We start from the raw sequence: 13,614 nt of genomic DNA on the forward strand, positions 1-13,614 counted from the left end.
CTTCAGGGTCTGCGCGACGGCAACGGTTCGCCGCGCCGCTCAAAGTTCAGGGCCACGACACTGGCAATGACGATCGCAGCGCCGAGCAGCACCATCGGCGAAGTCTTCTCGCCCAGGACCATCGAGGCCATGAGCATGGCCGTCGGCGGGACCAGGTACAGCGCCATCGACGCCCGGCTGACGTCGATCCGCGACAGAACGTAGGCCCAGGCCAGATAGGCGAGGGCGCTGGGAAGGACACCGAGCAGCAGGACGGCCGCATTCACACGCATCGGGGCCCGGGCCACCTCGCCGGCCAGCCCCGGCAGATAAATGCAAAGCAGCGCGGTACCCGACCAGACGGTGTAGCAGACCATGGTCAAGGCACTGTAGCGTCCCGCATGTCTCTTTTGGAGAACGAAATAGACGCTCCATGCGAACGCCGCCAGCAAAACCAGAAGTCCCCGGGCTTGGAACCCCCCGAACACCCGGTCACCGGCGATGACGGTCACGGCTCCCGCCAAGCCCAAGGCGACGCAGCCCCAGCGCCACAGCGTGATTTTTTCGTTCAGAAAGCAGCGGGCGATGAGCGCACTGAAGATGGGGGTGGACTGCGCCAGCACACTCGCCGCCCCCGCGCTGACGCTCCGCTGACCGTGGTTCAGCGCCACATGGTGCAAGGCAACGGCGAAGAAGCCAAGCGCCACGAGCAAGGGCAGGTCCCTGGTTCGAGGCAGCGCGATGCGGTGCACTCCGGCAACCAAGCCCATGAAGGCCGAAGCAATGAGAAAGCGCAGGAGCGCGAGGTGCCCTGGCTCATAGCTTTGCAAACCGATGCGGATGCCGATCGGCGAATAAGCCCAGCACAGGATGACAAAGCCGGATGCAAGCGCAGTCTTTGACGAAGGGGTGCGCCACATGGCCTTCCTGCTAGCTCTTGACCGAGCAGGCCGCGTGCGCCCGGTGGTGCAGGTCGAGCAGTTGCTCGGCGCCGGGGCGTGCGCGGCACCCCCTTACTTGGCGAGGAAGCTGTCGTGGCATGACTTGCAACTGTCTGCCGTGGCGCCAAACGCGGCCTTGAGGGTGTCCAGATCACCCGTTTTCGCGGCGGCGGCGAGTTTGACGGTTTCGGGTCCGAGCTTTTCGGCGTGTTCCCTGAACTTGGCCTGCTCGGTCCAGACGCCTGGCCGGGCCTTGGTGGGGGCGCCCTTGTTGGTGCCCGGACCGAAGGCGACCCATGGAAGCTTGGCCATATACGCCACCACGTCGGCGCTGTCTTGCGCCTCCTTGGCGTCGAAGGGCATGCGTCCGTTGACCATCGCCCCGATGCGACCAAAATGCTGGCCCATCACGAAGAGCGCGCCCTGGCGGTATTTGATCGCGTCCTCGGTTTTGGCGAACTGGGCAGAAGCCGGGGCGCTGAGGACCAGGGTCGTGGCAGCCAGGGTCAGAGCAATAGATGCTTTCATGGGGACTTCCTTTTGCGTGGGGGATGGACAGGACAGGAATGCACGCTTTTTATACACTTTTGCGCGCCGGGGGAGTGTAGCGATTTGATGGTGGTTGCGCTGCGGGCCGATTTTTCCGGGCCCGTCTCTTGCATAATGCGGGCACATTCGCCCTTGTAGCACCATGGCGCAGCACACTGTACGCATCTGGGATCTTCCGACCCGCATCTTTCACTGGGCACTGGTTGCCGGCGTCGTGGCACTGGTCATCACGGCCAAGCTGGGCGGCAACGCCATGGTATGGCACCTGCGCATCGGGCATGCGGTGCTGGCCCTGCTGGTGTTTCGCATCGTCTGGGGCTTGGTCGGCGGGCGCTGGTCGCGCTTCACGGCCTTCCTGTATTCGCCGGCGCGCTTGCTGCGCTACCTGCGCGGCAAACCCCATCCCGAGGACGGAATCGGCCACAGTCCGCTGGGTGCCCTGTCGGTCTTTGCCTTGCTGGCGGTGCTGCTGGCGCAGGTTGCAAGCGGCTTGTTCAGCGATGACGAGATCGCCTTCTCAGGCTCCCTCACGCGCTTCGTCCCGAACGCGCTGGTCGACCAGGCAACGCGCTACCACAAGGACATCGGCCAGTACCTGCTGCTCGGGCTGGTGGCCCTGCACGTGCTGGCCATCGTGTTCTACGTGCGGGTGCGCGGGCAACAATTGGTCAAACCCATGTTCGATGGAGACAAGCTGCTCGGCACGCCCGCGCAGCCGGCGCGCGACGACGCCGTCAGCCGGCTTGCGGCGCTGCTGTTGCTGGCCCTCAGTGGCGCGCTCTCGTGGTGGGTGTCATCCCTTGCGGTAACAGGGTTTTGACCGAACTCGCTACACTGCGGCCTGCGTCGTTTCTACCCCCTGCGTTTTGGACAAGCCCTGCATCACCCTGCGCTCCCCCGGCTCGCCTGCCGAGATGGAAATGGTGCGCGACATTTTCCGGGAATACGCCGACAGCCTGGGTGTGGACCTGGGCTTTCAGGATTTCGAGCGCGAACTCGCGCACTTGCCCGGCGAGTACATTGAGCCGCGCGGCGCGTTGCTGCTGGCCGAAGTGGAGGGCGCGCTCGCGGGCTGCTGCGCGCTGCGGCCGCTGGACAACTGCGACTACCCGAACGCCAGCGAAATGAAACGCCTGTACGTGCGCAAGGCGTTTCGTGGCTTCGGTCTGGGGCGTGAACTGGCGCAGGCCATGCTGGACCGGGCCCGGCAGGCGGGCTACGCCTGCGTATTGATCGACACGCTGGACGATATGGAGTCGGCGCGCGCGCTGTACACCGACCTGGGCTTTGCAGAGATCCCGCCCTACTACCACAACCCGATTGCGGGTGCGCATTACCTCAGGGCCGATATTTCCTGAAGTCTTTCCTGGCGTCTTGCGCCCGCCGCCGCCCGTCTGCGGAAATGGGTTCCGTCAGCCCCTGAGTTGGGCCAGCAGCGTGTCCGCGTCGCTGACCTCAAACTTGCCAGCGGCTTCCACGTTGAGCTCCAGCACCTTGCCGTCGCGCACCAGCATCGAATAGCGGTTGCTGCGCAGGCCCAGGCCCTTGCCGCTGAGGTCCAGCGTCAGGCCGGTGGCGCGGGCGAATTCGGCGTCGCCATCGGCGAGCATGCGCAGCTTGCCGGTGGTCCCCTGCTCGCGCGCCCAGGCGCCCATCACGAAGGCGTCGTTCACGCTCAGGCACCAGATTTCATCGGCACCGGCGGCCCGGAGCTCTGCGGCCTTGGCCACATAGCCCGGAACATGCTTGGCTGAACAGGTAGGGGTGAAGGCGCCGGGCAGCGCAAACAGGGCAATCGTCTTGCCGGCCGCGGCCAATGCGACGGGAACGGGGTTCGGGCCCAGGCTACAGCCTTCGCCTTCGACTTCCGAATACTCCATCAGCGTGACTGCGGGCAGGGTGTCACCGACTTTGATCATCATCATCTCCTTGGAACGGGGGAATGGGTAAATGGGTGGGTCTTCCGGAGGCCCACAAGATGAAACGACCCACATTGTGGGCCGTTTGCGCAGGACTTGGTTGTCCCGGGGTTTTTCTCCCGGGCAGATCCGCTTACAGCAGACCGGCCTTTTGCACCAGGCGGGTGGCCACCCAGTTCTTCGTCCGGGACAGCGGTCGGCTCTCGGTGATTTCGATCACGTCGCCCAGGTGGTACTCGCCCCTTTCGTCGTGCGCGTGGTACTTGCTCGACTTGGCGACGATCTTGCCGTAGAGCGCGTGCTTGACGCGGCGCTCGACCAGCACGGTCAGCGTCTTCTGGCGCTTGTCGCTGACCACCTTGCCGACCAGGTTGCGCTTGAGGGATTTTTTGGCGTCCGTCATATGGGTTCCTTACTTGGCGGTGGCGGCGGCTTGTTTTTGCTTTTGCGCAAGAATGGTCTTGGCGCGGGCGATGTCGCGGCGCGTGGTGCGCAGCGTGCTGGTATTGCTCAGCTGCTGCAGCGCCTTTTGCATGCGCAGGCCGAAGTGGGCCCTTTGCAGCGCCTTGATTTCGGTCTCGATCGCGGCGGCGTCTTTCTGGCGCAGTTCGGTCGTCTTCATTGCTCGTTCTCCTGACTATTAGGCGCCGATCAGGCGGCTGACGAAGGTGGTGCGCAGCGGCAGCTTGGCGGCAGCCAGGCGGAACGCTTCACGGGCCAGTTCCTCGGTGACGCCGATGATCTCGAAAACGACCTTGCCGGGCTGGATCTCGGCCACGTAGTACTCGGGGTTGCCCTTGCCGTTGCCCATGCGCACTTCGGCGGGCTTGGTCGAGATGGGCTTGTCCGGGAACACGCGGATCCAGATGCGGCCGCCACGCTTCACGTGGCGCGAGATGGCGCGGCGCGCGGCCTCGATCTGGCGGGCCGTGAGGCGACCACGGTCGGTGCACTTCAAACCGAAATCACCGAAGGCGACGGACGAACCCCGCGTGGCGACCCCCGTGTTGCGGCCTTTTTGCTCCTTGCGGTATTTGCGGCGAGCAGGTTGCAGCATGCTTATTCTCCTTTGCCGTCCGCTGCCGTAGCCGGCGCGGCGACCTTGCGCACGCGCTTGGCGGCGGTGTTGTCGGTGCCGGCGGCTTCGGCCGGCTTGTCGCTGCCATCGGCAGCGTGGCCGCCTGCCGGGCGGCGCGGGCCACCCCGGCCGGCACCCGGGCGCTCGCCCCCCGGGCGACCGTCACGGCGTGGACCGCGTGGCCGGCGTTCTTCGTCGGAGCGCAGGTTCTCCGCGGCGGGCAGGTCGTTGCGCCCCAGCGTGTCGCCCTTGTAGACCCAGACCTTGACGCCGATCACGCCGTAGGTGGTCTTGGCCTCGGAAGTGCCGTAGTCGATGTCCGCACGCAGCGTGTGCAACGGAACGCGGCCCTCGCGGTACCACTCGCAGCGCGCGATCTCGATCCCGTTGAGCCGGCCGGAGGACATGATCTTGATCCCCTGGGCCCCCAGGCGCATGGCGTTCTGCATGGCGCGCTTCATGGCGCGGCGGAACATGATGCGCTTTTCGAGCTGCTGCGTGATGCTGTCGGCGACCAGCTTGGCGTCGATTTCGGGCTTGCGCACCTCCTCGATGTTCACCGCCACGGGAACGCGCAGGCGTGCGGCGAGTTCCTTCTTGAGGTTCTCGATGTCTTCGCCCTTCTTGCCGATCACCACACCCGGGCGGGCCGAGTAAATGGTGATGCGCGCGTTCTTTGCCGGGCGCTCGATGAGGATGCGCGAGACCGCAGCGTTCTTGAGCTTGGTCTTGAGGTACTCGCGCACCTTGATGTCTTCGGCGAGCATGCCTGCAAACTCGCGGTCGCTGGCGTACCAGCGGCTGGACCAGTTGCGGCTGACCGCCAGGCGAAAGCCGGTAGGGTGGATTTTCTGTCCCATGGTCTTCCCCGAATCCTTTAGTTGCCCACCGTCACGTACACATGGCACGTGGGCTTGCTGATGCGGTTGCCGCGGCCCTTGGCATTTGCGGTGAAGCGCTTGAGGGTGGTGCCTTGCTCGACGTAGATGGTCTTGACCATCAGTTCGTCGATGTCGGCACCGTCGTTGTGTTCGGCGTTGGCGATGGCCGACTCCAGAACCTTCCTGACGATTCCCGCGGCTTTTTTGCGCGTGAAGTTCAGGATGTTCAGCGCCTGGTCCACCTTCTTGCCGCGGATCAGGTCGGCGACCAGCCGGCCCTTGTCGACCGACAGGCGGACGCCGCGCAGGACTGCACGTGTTTCAGACATGGTCGTTCCTCATTTCTTCTGGACTTTCTTGTCCGCGGGGTGACCCTTGAAGGTGCGCGTGAGGGCGAATTCACCCAGCTTGTGGCCCACCATCTGGTCGGTGATGTAGACCGGCACATGCTGCTTGCCGTTGTGCACGGCGATGGTCAGCCCGATGAAATCGGGCAGGACCATGGAGCGGCGCGACCAGGTCTTGACGGGTTTCTTGTCCTTGGTGGCGACGGCCTTTTCGACCTTGGCCAGCAGGTGATGGTCGACAAATGGACCCTTTTTCAGAGAGCGAGTCATCGGTTCCCCTTACTTCTTGCGACGCGACACGATCATCGTCTGTGTGCGCTTGTTGTTGCGGGTGCGATAACCCTTGGTCAGGTTGCCCCAGGGATCGACCGCATGGCGGCCTTCGCCGGTGCGGCCTTCGCCGCCGCCGTGCGGGTGGTCCACCGGGTTCATGGCGACGCCGCGAACCGTGGGACGAATCCCCATCCAGCGCTTCACACCGGCCTTGCCGAGTTGGCGCAGGCTGTGTTCCTCATTCGCCACCTCGCCAATGGTGGCGCGGCATTCGATGTGGATCTTGCGCACTTCCCCCGAGCGCATGCGCACCTGGGCGTAGGTGCCTTCGCGCGCCAGCAGCGTCGCCGAAGCACCGGCCGAGCGCGCGATCTGCGCACCGGCACCGGGCTTGAGCTCGATGCAGTGGATGGTCGAGCCCACGGGGATGTTGCGGATGGGCAGCGTGTTGCCCGCGCGGATCGGGGCCTCGGCGCCGGACAGCAGGCTGGCGCCCACCTCCAGGTTGCGTGGAGCGATGATGTAGCGCCGCTCGCCGTCGGCATAGCACACCAGGGCGATATGCGCCGTGCGGTTCGGGTCGTACTCGATGCGCTCGACCTTGGCGGGAATACCGTCCTTGTTGCGCCGGAAGTCCACCACCCGGTAGTGGTGCTTGTGGCCACCGCCCTTGTGGCGCGTGGTGATGTGGCCGTTGTTGTTGCGGCCGGCCTTCTGGAATTGCGGCTCCAGCAGGGGGGCGTACGCTGCCCCCTTGTACAGGTGGTCGCGCGTGACCTTCACCACGGCACGGCGGCCGGGTGAAGTGGGTTTCATCTTGATGACAGCCATGATTTAAGAGCCCTCCGCAAGGTTGATCTCCTGACCAGGCTGCAGCGTGACGTAGGCCTTGCGAACGTTGTCGCGGCGGCCGATGTGCTTGCCGAAACGCTTGCTCTTGCCCTTGGTGTTGAGCACGGAAACGCCTTTGACCTCGACCTTGAACAGCAATTGCACGGCCGCCTTGATTTCCGGCTTGGTCGCGTCCTGCAGCACCTTGAAGGTCACGGTGTTGGTCTTCTCGCCGACCATGGTGGCCTTTTCGGACACGATGGGGGCGACCAGCACCTGCAGCAGACGACCTTCGTCAAACTTGGGTGTGCTCATGCGAACATCTCCTTGAGTTTGTCGATTGCGCCCTTGGTGACGAGCACTTTCTTGAAACGTACCAGCGACACGGGGTCGGCGTAACGGGGCTCGACGATGAGCACGTTCACCAGATTGCGCGAGGCCAGGTACAGGTTTTCGTCCACCTCGTCGGCGATCACCATCACCGACTGCAGGTTCATGGCCTTGAACCTGTCGGCCAAGACCTTGGTTTTGGGCGAGTCGAGCTTGAACGATTCGAGCACCGCCAGACGGCCCTCGCGGGCCAGCTGCGAGAGGATGGAAGACATGCCCGCGCGGTACATCTTCTTGTTGATCTTCTGCGTGAAGTTCTCCTCGGGCAGGTTCGGAAAAATCCGCCCGCCCCCACGCCACAGCGGCGAGGAGGTCATCCCCGCGCGTGCCCTGCCCGTGGTCTTTTGCTTGAAAGGCTTTCGCGTCGAGTGCCGGACCTGCTCGCGGTCTTTCTGGGCACGTGTGCCCTGGCGCGCGTTGGCCTGGTAGGCGACCACGATCTGGTGCACCAGGGCCTCGTTGTATTCACGACCGAACACGGTCTCGGGAACGTCCAGATGGGACGCGCCCTGGCCCTGGTCATTGAGGAGTTCGAGTTGCATCAATCTGCTCCCTTGGATGCCGCCGGGACCCGGATCGCCGGACGCACCGTCACGAACCCGCCCCGGGAGCCCGGGATGGCGCCCTTGATGAGCAGCAGCTGACGCGCTTCGTCGATGCGGATCAGGTCGAGGTTTTGCGTGGTCTTGGTGACGTCGCCCAAGTGGCCCGTCATGCGCTTGCCGGGGAATACGCGGCCCGGATCCTGCGCCATGCCGATGGAGCCGGGAACGTTGTGCGAACGGCTGTTGCCGTGCGACGCGCGCTGCGAGCTCATGTTGTGGCGCTTGATGGTTCCGGCGTAGCCCTTGCCGATCGAGGTGCCCTGCACGTCGACCTTCTGGCCCACGGAGAACACGGCAGCGACGTCCACCGAAGCACCCGCCGGGTAGCGGGCCGCGGTATCGGCGGTGACACGGAATTCCCGGATGATTTCGCCGGCCTCGACACCTGCCTTGGCCAGGTGACCGGCTTGTGGGCGGGTCACGCGCGATGCCTTGCGCGCACCGAACGTGAGCTGCAAGGCCACGTAGCCATCGTTGTCTTGGGTTTTGACCTGGGTCACGCGGTTGTTGGACACGTCCACCACCGTGACGGGGACTGCGTCCCCGTCATCGGTGAACAGACGCATCATGCCCACCTTGCGACCCAGCAACCCCAGGGAGTTGCTCAGACTCATTGATTTCTCCAAAACTTTCACCGTCGCAACTTCAATTGGCCGCGGCGTTTGCACTGCATGTGCATGAAAGAAGGGTTGATGAAACTTCTCCGGCAAGGCGCCCTTTTTCTCTGGTCTCTGGGCGTCTTTGGATGCCTTCAGGCGCAATCCGGGAAAAGCCTGCGATTATGGCGCGAACTGCTCGTGCAAGCAAGCCCGCGTTGTCTTTCGTTACTGCAGTTTGATCTCCACGTCCACGCCAGCGGGCAGGTCGAGCTTCATCAATGCGTCCACCGTCTTGTCGGTGGGGTCGACGATGTCCATCAGGCGCTGGTGCGTGCGGATTTCGAACTGGTCGCGACTGGTCTTGTTGACGTGCGGCGAGCGCAGGATGTCAAAGCGCTTCATGCGCGTTGGCAACGGCACGGGGCCCTTGACGATGGCGCCGGTGCGCTTGGCGGTATCGACGATCTCGGCCGCGGACTGGTCGATCAGCTTGTAGTCGAACGCCTTCAGGCGGATGCGGATTTTTTGCTTCGAGGACATGGCGCTTCCTTGTTCTGCTGCCGGGTCAGGCAATGATCTTGGCCACGACGCCCGCGCCCACGGTGCGCCCGCCTTCGCGGATTGCGAAGCGCAGGCCTTCTTCCATGGCGATGGGGTTGATCAGCTTCACGGTGATCGAGACGTTGTCGCCCGGCATGACCATTTCCTTGTCCGCCGGCAACTCGATGGCGCCGGTCACGTCGGTCGTGCGAAAGTAGAACTGCGGGCGGTAGTTGTTGAAGAACGGCGTGTGGCGTCCGCCCTCGTCCTTGCTCAGAACGTAGACCTCGGCGGTGAAATGGGTGTGCGGCTTGATCGATCCGGGCTTGCACAGCACCTGGCCGCGTTCCACGTCCTCGCGCTTGGTGCCGCGCAGCAGCAGGCCGACGTTGTCCCCGGCCTGGCCCTGGTCGAGCAGCTTGCGGAACATTTCCACGCCCGTACAGGTGGTTTTCTGCGTGTCGCGGATGCCGACGATTTCGATTTCCTCGCCGACCTTGATGACGCCGCGCTCGATGCGCCCGGTGACCACGGTGCCGCGGCCGGAGATCGAGAACACGTCTTCCACGGGCATCAGGAAGCTGCCGTCGATGGCGCGCTCGGGCGTGGGGATGTAGCTGTCCAGGGCCTCGGCGAGCTTCATGATCGCCTCTTCACCCTGCGGCCCCTTGTCGCCCTCGAGCGCGAGCTTGGCCGAGCCGCGGATGATCGGGGTGGAGTCGCCGGGGAAGTCGTACTTGTCGAGCAGTTCGCGCACTTCCATCTCGACGAGTTCGAGCAGTTCCTCGTCGTCGACCATGTCGCACTTGTTCAGGAACACGATGATGTAGGGAACGCCGACCTGGCGTGCGAGCAGGATGTGCTCGCGCGTCTGCGGCATCGGGCCGTCGGCGGCCGAGCACACCAGGATGGCGCCGTCCATCTGCGCGGCGCCGGTGATCATGTTCTTCACGTAGTCCGCGTGGCCGGGGCAGTCCACGTGCGCGTAGTGGCGGTTGGCCGTTTCGTATTCCACGTGCGCGGTGTTGATCGTGATGCCGCGGGCCTTTTCCTCGGGGGCTGCGTCGATCTGGTCGTAGGCCTTGGCCTCGCCGCCGAACTTGGTCGACAGCACGGTGGCGATGGCCGCCGTGAGCGTCGTCTTGCCATGGTCCACGTGACCGATCGTCCCCACGTTGACGTGGGGCTTGGTGCGTTCGAATTTTCCTTTTGCCATTTTCAATTCTCCAAAGAGCGATGCCTGTGTCGTGGTTTTAGGTCTGCATCCGGTTGCTGCATCGCCCCGCACAGGCAACGGGACGGCACCGGATCGCAGACCGGGGATCGGTGAAGAAAGCGTCGCAGGGGCGGGCTTGCTTACTTGGCGCGCGCGGCCATGATGGCCTCGGACACGTTGCGCGGCGCCTCGCTGTAATGCTTGAATTCCATCGTGTAGGTGGCGCGCCCCTGCGACATCGAGCGCAGCGTGGTCGAGTAGCCGAACATTTCGGACAGCGGCACCTCGGCCTTGATGGCCTTGCCGCCGCCGAGCATGTCGTCCATTCCCTGCACCATGCCGCGGCGCGACGACAGGTCGCCCATCACGTTGCCGGCGTAGTCTTCGGGCGTCTCGACCTCCACCGCCATCATGGGCTCCAAAATCACGGGGCCGGCCTTCCTGCAGCCTTCCTTGAAGCCGAAGATCGCGGCCATCTTGAACGCCAGTTCGTTCGAGTCCACGTCGTGGTACGAGCCGAAGTGCAGCGTGACCTTGACGTCAACTACGGGGTAGCCGGCGAGCACGCCCTGCGTGACGGCCTCGTTCACGCCCTTTTCCACGGCCGGGATGAATTCGCGCGGAACCACACCGCCCTTGATGGCGTCGATGAACTCGATTCCCTTGCCGGCTTCGTTGGGTTCGATCTTCAGCACCACGTGACCGTACTGGCCCTTGCCGCCGGACTGGCGCACGAACTTGCCTTCGGCCTCCTCCACCGTCTTGCGGATGGTTTCGCGGTACGCCACCTGGGGCTTGCCCACGTTGGCCTCGACGCCAAATTCCCGCTTCATGCGGTCAACGATGATTTCCAGGTGCAACTCGCCCATGCCGCCGATGATGGTCTGGCCCGATTCCTCGTCGGTGCTCACGCGAAACGACGGGTCTTCGGCGGCCAGGCGCGACAGCGCGATTCCCATCTTTTCCTGATCCGTCTTGGACTTCGGCTCCACGGCCTGGCGAATCACGGGCTCGGGGAAGACCATGCGTTCGAGCGTCACGATGGCCGCCGGGTCGCACAGGGTCTCGCCCGTGGTCACGTCCTTCAGGCCCACGCAGGCGGCAATGTCGCCGGCGCGGATTTCGTCCACCTCCTGGCGCTCGTTGGCGTGCATCTGCACGATGCGGCCGATGCGCTCCTTTTTGCCGCGCACGGGGTTGTACACGGTGTCGCCCTTGGCGAGCACGCCGGAGTACACGCGCACGAAGGTCAGCTGGCCGACGAACGGGTCGGTCATGAGCTTGAACGCCAGGGCCGAAAACTTCTCGGCGTCGTCCGCCTTGCGGGTGACTTCCTTGTCGTCTTCGTCGAAACCGGGAACGGGGGGCACGTCCTGCGGCGAGGGCATGAGTTCGATCACGGCGTCGAGCATGCGCTGCACGCCCTTGTTCTTGAACGCGGTGCCGCACAGCATGGGCTGGATTTCACCGGCGATGGTGCGCGCGCGCAGGCCGGCGGTGATCTCCTCCTCCGACAGGTCACCCTCTTCCAGGTACTTGTTCATGAGCTCTTCGGTGGCTTCGGCGGCCGCCTCGACCATCTTCTCGCGCCATTCCTTGGCAGCGGCGTGCAGATCGGCCGGGATGTCCTCGAAGCTGAACTTCATTCCCTGCGAGGCCTCGTCCCAGACGATGGCCTTCATCTTGCGCAGATCGACCACGCCCTTGAAGCCATCTTCGGCGCCGATCGGGATCACGATCGGCACCGGGTTGGCCTTCAGGCGCAGCCGCATCTGCTCGACGACCTTGAAGAAGTTCGCCCCGGTGCGGTCCATCTTGTTCACGAAGGCCAAGCGTGGCACCTTGTATTTGTTCGCCTGGCGCCAGACGGTTTCCGACTGCGGCTGCACGCCGCCGACGGCGCAGTACACCATGCAGGCGCCGTCGAGCACGCGCATGGAGCGCTCCACCTCGATGGTGAAGTCCACGTGCCCGGGGGTGTCGATGATGTTGATGCGGTGCTCGGGGAAGGACATGTCCATGCCCTTCCAGAAGCAGGTGGTGGCCGCCGAGGTGATCGTGATGCCGCGCTCCTGCTCTTGCTCCATCCAGTCCATGGTGGCCGCGCCGTCGTGTACCTCACCAATCTTGTGGTTCACGCCGGTGTAGAAAAGAATGCGCTCGGTGGTCGTTGTCTTGCCGGCGTCGATATGCGCCGAAATACCGATGTTGCGGTAGCGCTCGAGGGGGGTCTTGCGAGCCATGGTGGATCCTTGGGATGGGTCGTGTTGGGTTCGGTCAGGGTGTGGGCCTGCGGCGCCGCAACCCCGTGCTTGGCGCGGGGCGCTCCGGGTGCCGGGCTGGGGCTGTCAGGTGGCCAAAGGAATGGACCGGAGGAGGGAGCGCTGCGCCGGATCAGAAGCGGAAATGGCTGAACGCCTTGTTGGCTTCGGCCATGCGGTGCACCTCGTCACGCTTCTTCATGGCGCCGCCACGGCCTTCCGTGGCCTCGAGCAGTTCGTTCGCCAGGCGCTGCGCCATGGACTTTTCGCCGCGCTTGCGCGCCGCTTCCTTGATCCAGCGCATGGACAGCGCGAGCCGGCGCACGGGACGCACTTCCACGGGAACCTGGTAGTTGGCGCCGCCCACGCGGCGCGACTTGACTTCGACCATGGGCTTGACGTTGTTGATCGCAACGGTGAAAGCCTCCAGCGGGTCTTTGTCGGGGTGCTTTTTCTCGATCAGTTCCAGCGCACCGTAGATGATGCGCTCGGCTACGGCCTTCTTGCCACCCTCCATGATCACGTTCATGAATTTGGACAGTTCCACATTGCCGAACTTGGGGTCCGGCAGGATTTCACGTTTGGGGACTTCGCGACGACGTGGCATTTTCTTTTCCTCTTTGCTTCAGTTGGCGTCCCTGCGGACACCGCGAGAGCCATTCAGGACTCCCACTTACTCGACCCGCGCAAACCGTGCGCCTGGGGTCACTACGCTGCATCACCGCGCCATGCGGGGCAGCACCGGGTATGCCGGGCATTTCAGCGCCCGGGGTTTACTTCGCCTTGGGCTTTTTGGCACCGTACTTGGAGCGCGCCTGCTTGCGGTCTTTCACGCCTTGCAGGTCGAGCGAGCCGCGCACGATGTGGTAGCGCACACCGGGCAGGTCCTTGACACGACCGCCGCGCACCAGCACCACGCTGTGCTCTTGCAGGTTGTGGCCTTCACCGCCGATGTAGGAGATGACCTCGAAGCCGTTGGTCAGGCGCACCTTGGCGACCTTGCGCAAGGCGGAGTTGGGCTTCTTGGGCGTCGTGGTGTACACCCGGGTGCACACGCCGCGGCGCTGGGGAGAGTTTTCCATCGCGGGGCTTTTGGACTTGATCTTTTCGACCTCGCGCCCCTGACGGACCAATTGGTTGATGGTTGGCATGCAATGCGTCCCTGAACGTGATTTAAACGGGATGAGCGTAGAAAACGAAAACGT

20 protein-coding genes are annotated in these 13,614 nt (G+C 64.1%); 2 read left to right on the top strand and 18 right to left on the bottom strand.

Annotated elements, in window-relative coordinates:
- Positions 1 to 2: 2 nt before the first annotated feature.
- On the bottom strand, positions 3 to 899 hold the full coding sequence (locus D5041_RS13200; RefSeq protein ID WP_265281170.1) for a DMT family transporter: 897 nt from the start codon (positions 897 to 899) through the stop codon (positions 3 to 5).
- A gap of 93 nt (positions 900 to 992) precedes the next feature.
- Positions 993 to 1,448 (bottom strand): c-type cytochrome, encoded by a 456-nt coding sequence (locus D5041_RS13205; protein WP_010106704.1) that lies wholly within the window; start codon positions 1,446 to 1,448, stop codon positions 993 to 995.
- Positions 1,449 to 1,611: 163 nt separating this feature from the next.
- On the opposite strand from D5041_RS13205, the gene D5041_RS13210 reads away from it, so the two are divergent.
- Both D5041_RS13210 and D5041_RS13215 read left to right on the top strand, forming a co-directional pair.
- Entirely contained in the window at positions 1,612 to 2,289 is a 678-nt protein-coding gene (locus D5041_RS13210) for a cytochrome b/b6 domain-containing protein (RefSeq protein WP_010106703.1), read from the top strand.
- Between the two features lie 46 nt (positions 2,290 to 2,335).
- On the top strand, positions 2,336 to 2,827 hold the full coding sequence (locus D5041_RS13215) for a GNAT family N-acetyltransferase (RefSeq protein WP_010106701.1): 492 nt from the start codon (positions 2,336 to 2,338) through the stop codon (positions 2,825 to 2,827).
- A gap of 54 nt (positions 2,828 to 2,881) precedes the next feature.
- Here the strand turns inward: D5041_RS13215 and D5041_RS13220 are convergent, their stop codons facing one another.
- The 16 genes from D5041_RS13220 to rpsL form a co-directional block, all read right to left on the bottom strand.
- Positions 2,882 to 3,388: a peroxiredoxin gene (locus tag D5041_RS13220; protein WP_265284905.1), complete on the bottom strand. Its 507-nt coding sequence runs from the start codon at positions 3,386 to 3,388 to the stop codon at positions 2,882 to 2,884.
- A gap of 133 nt (positions 3,389 to 3,521) precedes the next feature.
- The gene (gene rpsQ / locus D5041_RS13225) at positions 3,522 to 3,791 is read right to left on the bottom strand and encodes a 30S ribosomal protein S17 (RefSeq protein WP_010104137.1); all 270 of its coding nucleotides are present in this window, start codon (positions 3,789 to 3,791) and stop codon (positions 3,522 to 3,524) included.
- 9 nt (positions 3,792 to 3,800) lie between these two features.
- Entirely contained in the window at positions 3,801 to 4,010 is a 210-nt protein-coding gene (gene rpmC, locus D5041_RS13230; RefSeq protein ID WP_265281163.1) for a 50S ribosomal protein L29, read from the bottom strand.
- Between the two features lie 18 nt (positions 4,011 to 4,028).
- Positions 4,029 to 4,445 (bottom strand): 50S ribosomal protein L16, encoded by a 417-nt coding sequence (gene rplP, locus D5041_RS13235; protein WP_010104133.1) that lies wholly within the window; start codon positions 4,443 to 4,445, stop codon positions 4,029 to 4,031.
- A gap of 2 nt (positions 4,446 to 4,447) precedes the next feature.
- On the bottom strand, positions 4,448 to 5,326 hold the full coding sequence (gene rpsC, locus D5041_RS13240) for a 30S ribosomal protein S3 (protein ID WP_010104132.1): 879 nt from the start codon (positions 5,324 to 5,326) through the stop codon (positions 4,448 to 4,450).
- Between the two features lie 17 nt (positions 5,327 to 5,343).
- Positions 5,344 to 5,676 (bottom strand): 50S ribosomal protein L22, encoded by a 333-nt coding sequence (gene rplV, locus D5041_RS13245; protein WP_010104131.1) that lies wholly within the window; start codon positions 5,674 to 5,676, stop codon positions 5,344 to 5,346.
- Positions 5,677 to 5,685: 9 nt separating this feature from the next.
- Positions 5,686 to 5,964: a 30S ribosomal protein S19 gene (rpsS, locus tag D5041_RS13250; protein WP_010104129.1), complete on the bottom strand. Its 279-nt coding sequence runs from the start codon at positions 5,962 to 5,964 to the stop codon at positions 5,686 to 5,688.
- 9 nt (positions 5,965 to 5,973) lie between these two features.
- Positions 5,974 to 6,798 (bottom strand): 50S ribosomal protein L2, encoded by an 825-nt coding sequence (rplB, locus tag D5041_RS13255; RefSeq protein ID WP_010104127.1) that lies wholly within the window; start codon positions 6,796 to 6,798, stop codon positions 5,974 to 5,976.
- Positions 6,799 to 6,801: 3 nt separating this feature from the next.
- Complete coding sequence (gene rplW / locus D5041_RS13260; RefSeq protein WP_010104125.1) at positions 6,802 to 7,113, bottom strand: 50S ribosomal protein L23; 312 nt, start codon at positions 7,111 to 7,113, stop codon at positions 6,802 to 6,804.
- The gene (gene rplD, locus D5041_RS13265; RefSeq protein ID WP_010104124.1) at positions 7,110 to 7,730 is read right to left on the bottom strand and encodes a 50S ribosomal protein L4; all 621 of its coding nucleotides are present in this window, start codon (positions 7,728 to 7,730) and stop codon (positions 7,110 to 7,112) included. Before rplD ends, rplW begins: the two co-directional genes overlap by 4 nt.
- On the bottom strand, positions 7,730 to 8,407 hold the full coding sequence (gene rplC / locus D5041_RS13270; RefSeq protein ID WP_010104121.1) for a 50S ribosomal protein L3: 678 nt from the start codon (positions 8,405 to 8,407) through the stop codon (positions 7,730 to 7,732). The genes rplD and rplC overlap by 1 nt, the downstream gene beginning before the upstream one ends.
- Before the next feature lie 210 nt (positions 8,408 to 8,617).
- The gene (rpsJ, locus tag D5041_RS13275; protein ID WP_010104119.1) at positions 8,618 to 8,932 is read right to left on the bottom strand and encodes a 30S ribosomal protein S10; all 315 of its coding nucleotides are present in this window, start codon (positions 8,930 to 8,932) and stop codon (positions 8,618 to 8,620) included.
- Between the two features lie 25 nt (positions 8,933 to 8,957).
- Complete coding sequence (tuf, locus tag D5041_RS13280) at positions 8,958 to 10,148, bottom strand: elongation factor Tu (RefSeq protein WP_265257091.1); 1,191 nt, start codon at positions 10,146 to 10,148, stop codon at positions 8,958 to 8,960.
- Positions 10,149 to 10,288: 140 nt separating this feature from the next.
- On the bottom strand, positions 10,289 to 12,391 hold the full coding sequence (fusA, locus tag D5041_RS13285; protein ID WP_265257090.1) for an elongation factor G: 2,103 nt from the start codon (positions 12,389 to 12,391) through the stop codon (positions 10,289 to 10,291).
- 151 nt (positions 12,392 to 12,542) lie between these two features.
- On the bottom strand, positions 12,543 to 13,016 hold the full coding sequence (gene rpsG, locus D5041_RS13290; RefSeq protein WP_005798541.1) for a 30S ribosomal protein S7: 474 nt from the start codon (positions 13,014 to 13,016) through the stop codon (positions 12,543 to 12,545).
- Positions 13,017 to 13,182: 166 nt separating this feature from the next.
- Positions 13,183 to 13,560, bottom strand: a complete 378-nt coding sequence (rpsL, locus tag D5041_RS13295; protein ID WP_010104110.1) for a 30S ribosomal protein S12 — start codon at positions 13,558 to 13,560, stop codon at positions 13,183 to 13,185.
- Positions 13,561 to 13,614: the final 54 nt, after the last annotated feature.

Source organism: Verminephrobacter aporrectodeae subsp. tuberculatae, assembly GCF_026127385.1.
GTDB lineage: Bacteria > Pseudomonadota > Gammaproteobacteria > Burkholderiales > Burkholderiaceae_C > Acidovorax > Acidovorax aporrectodeae.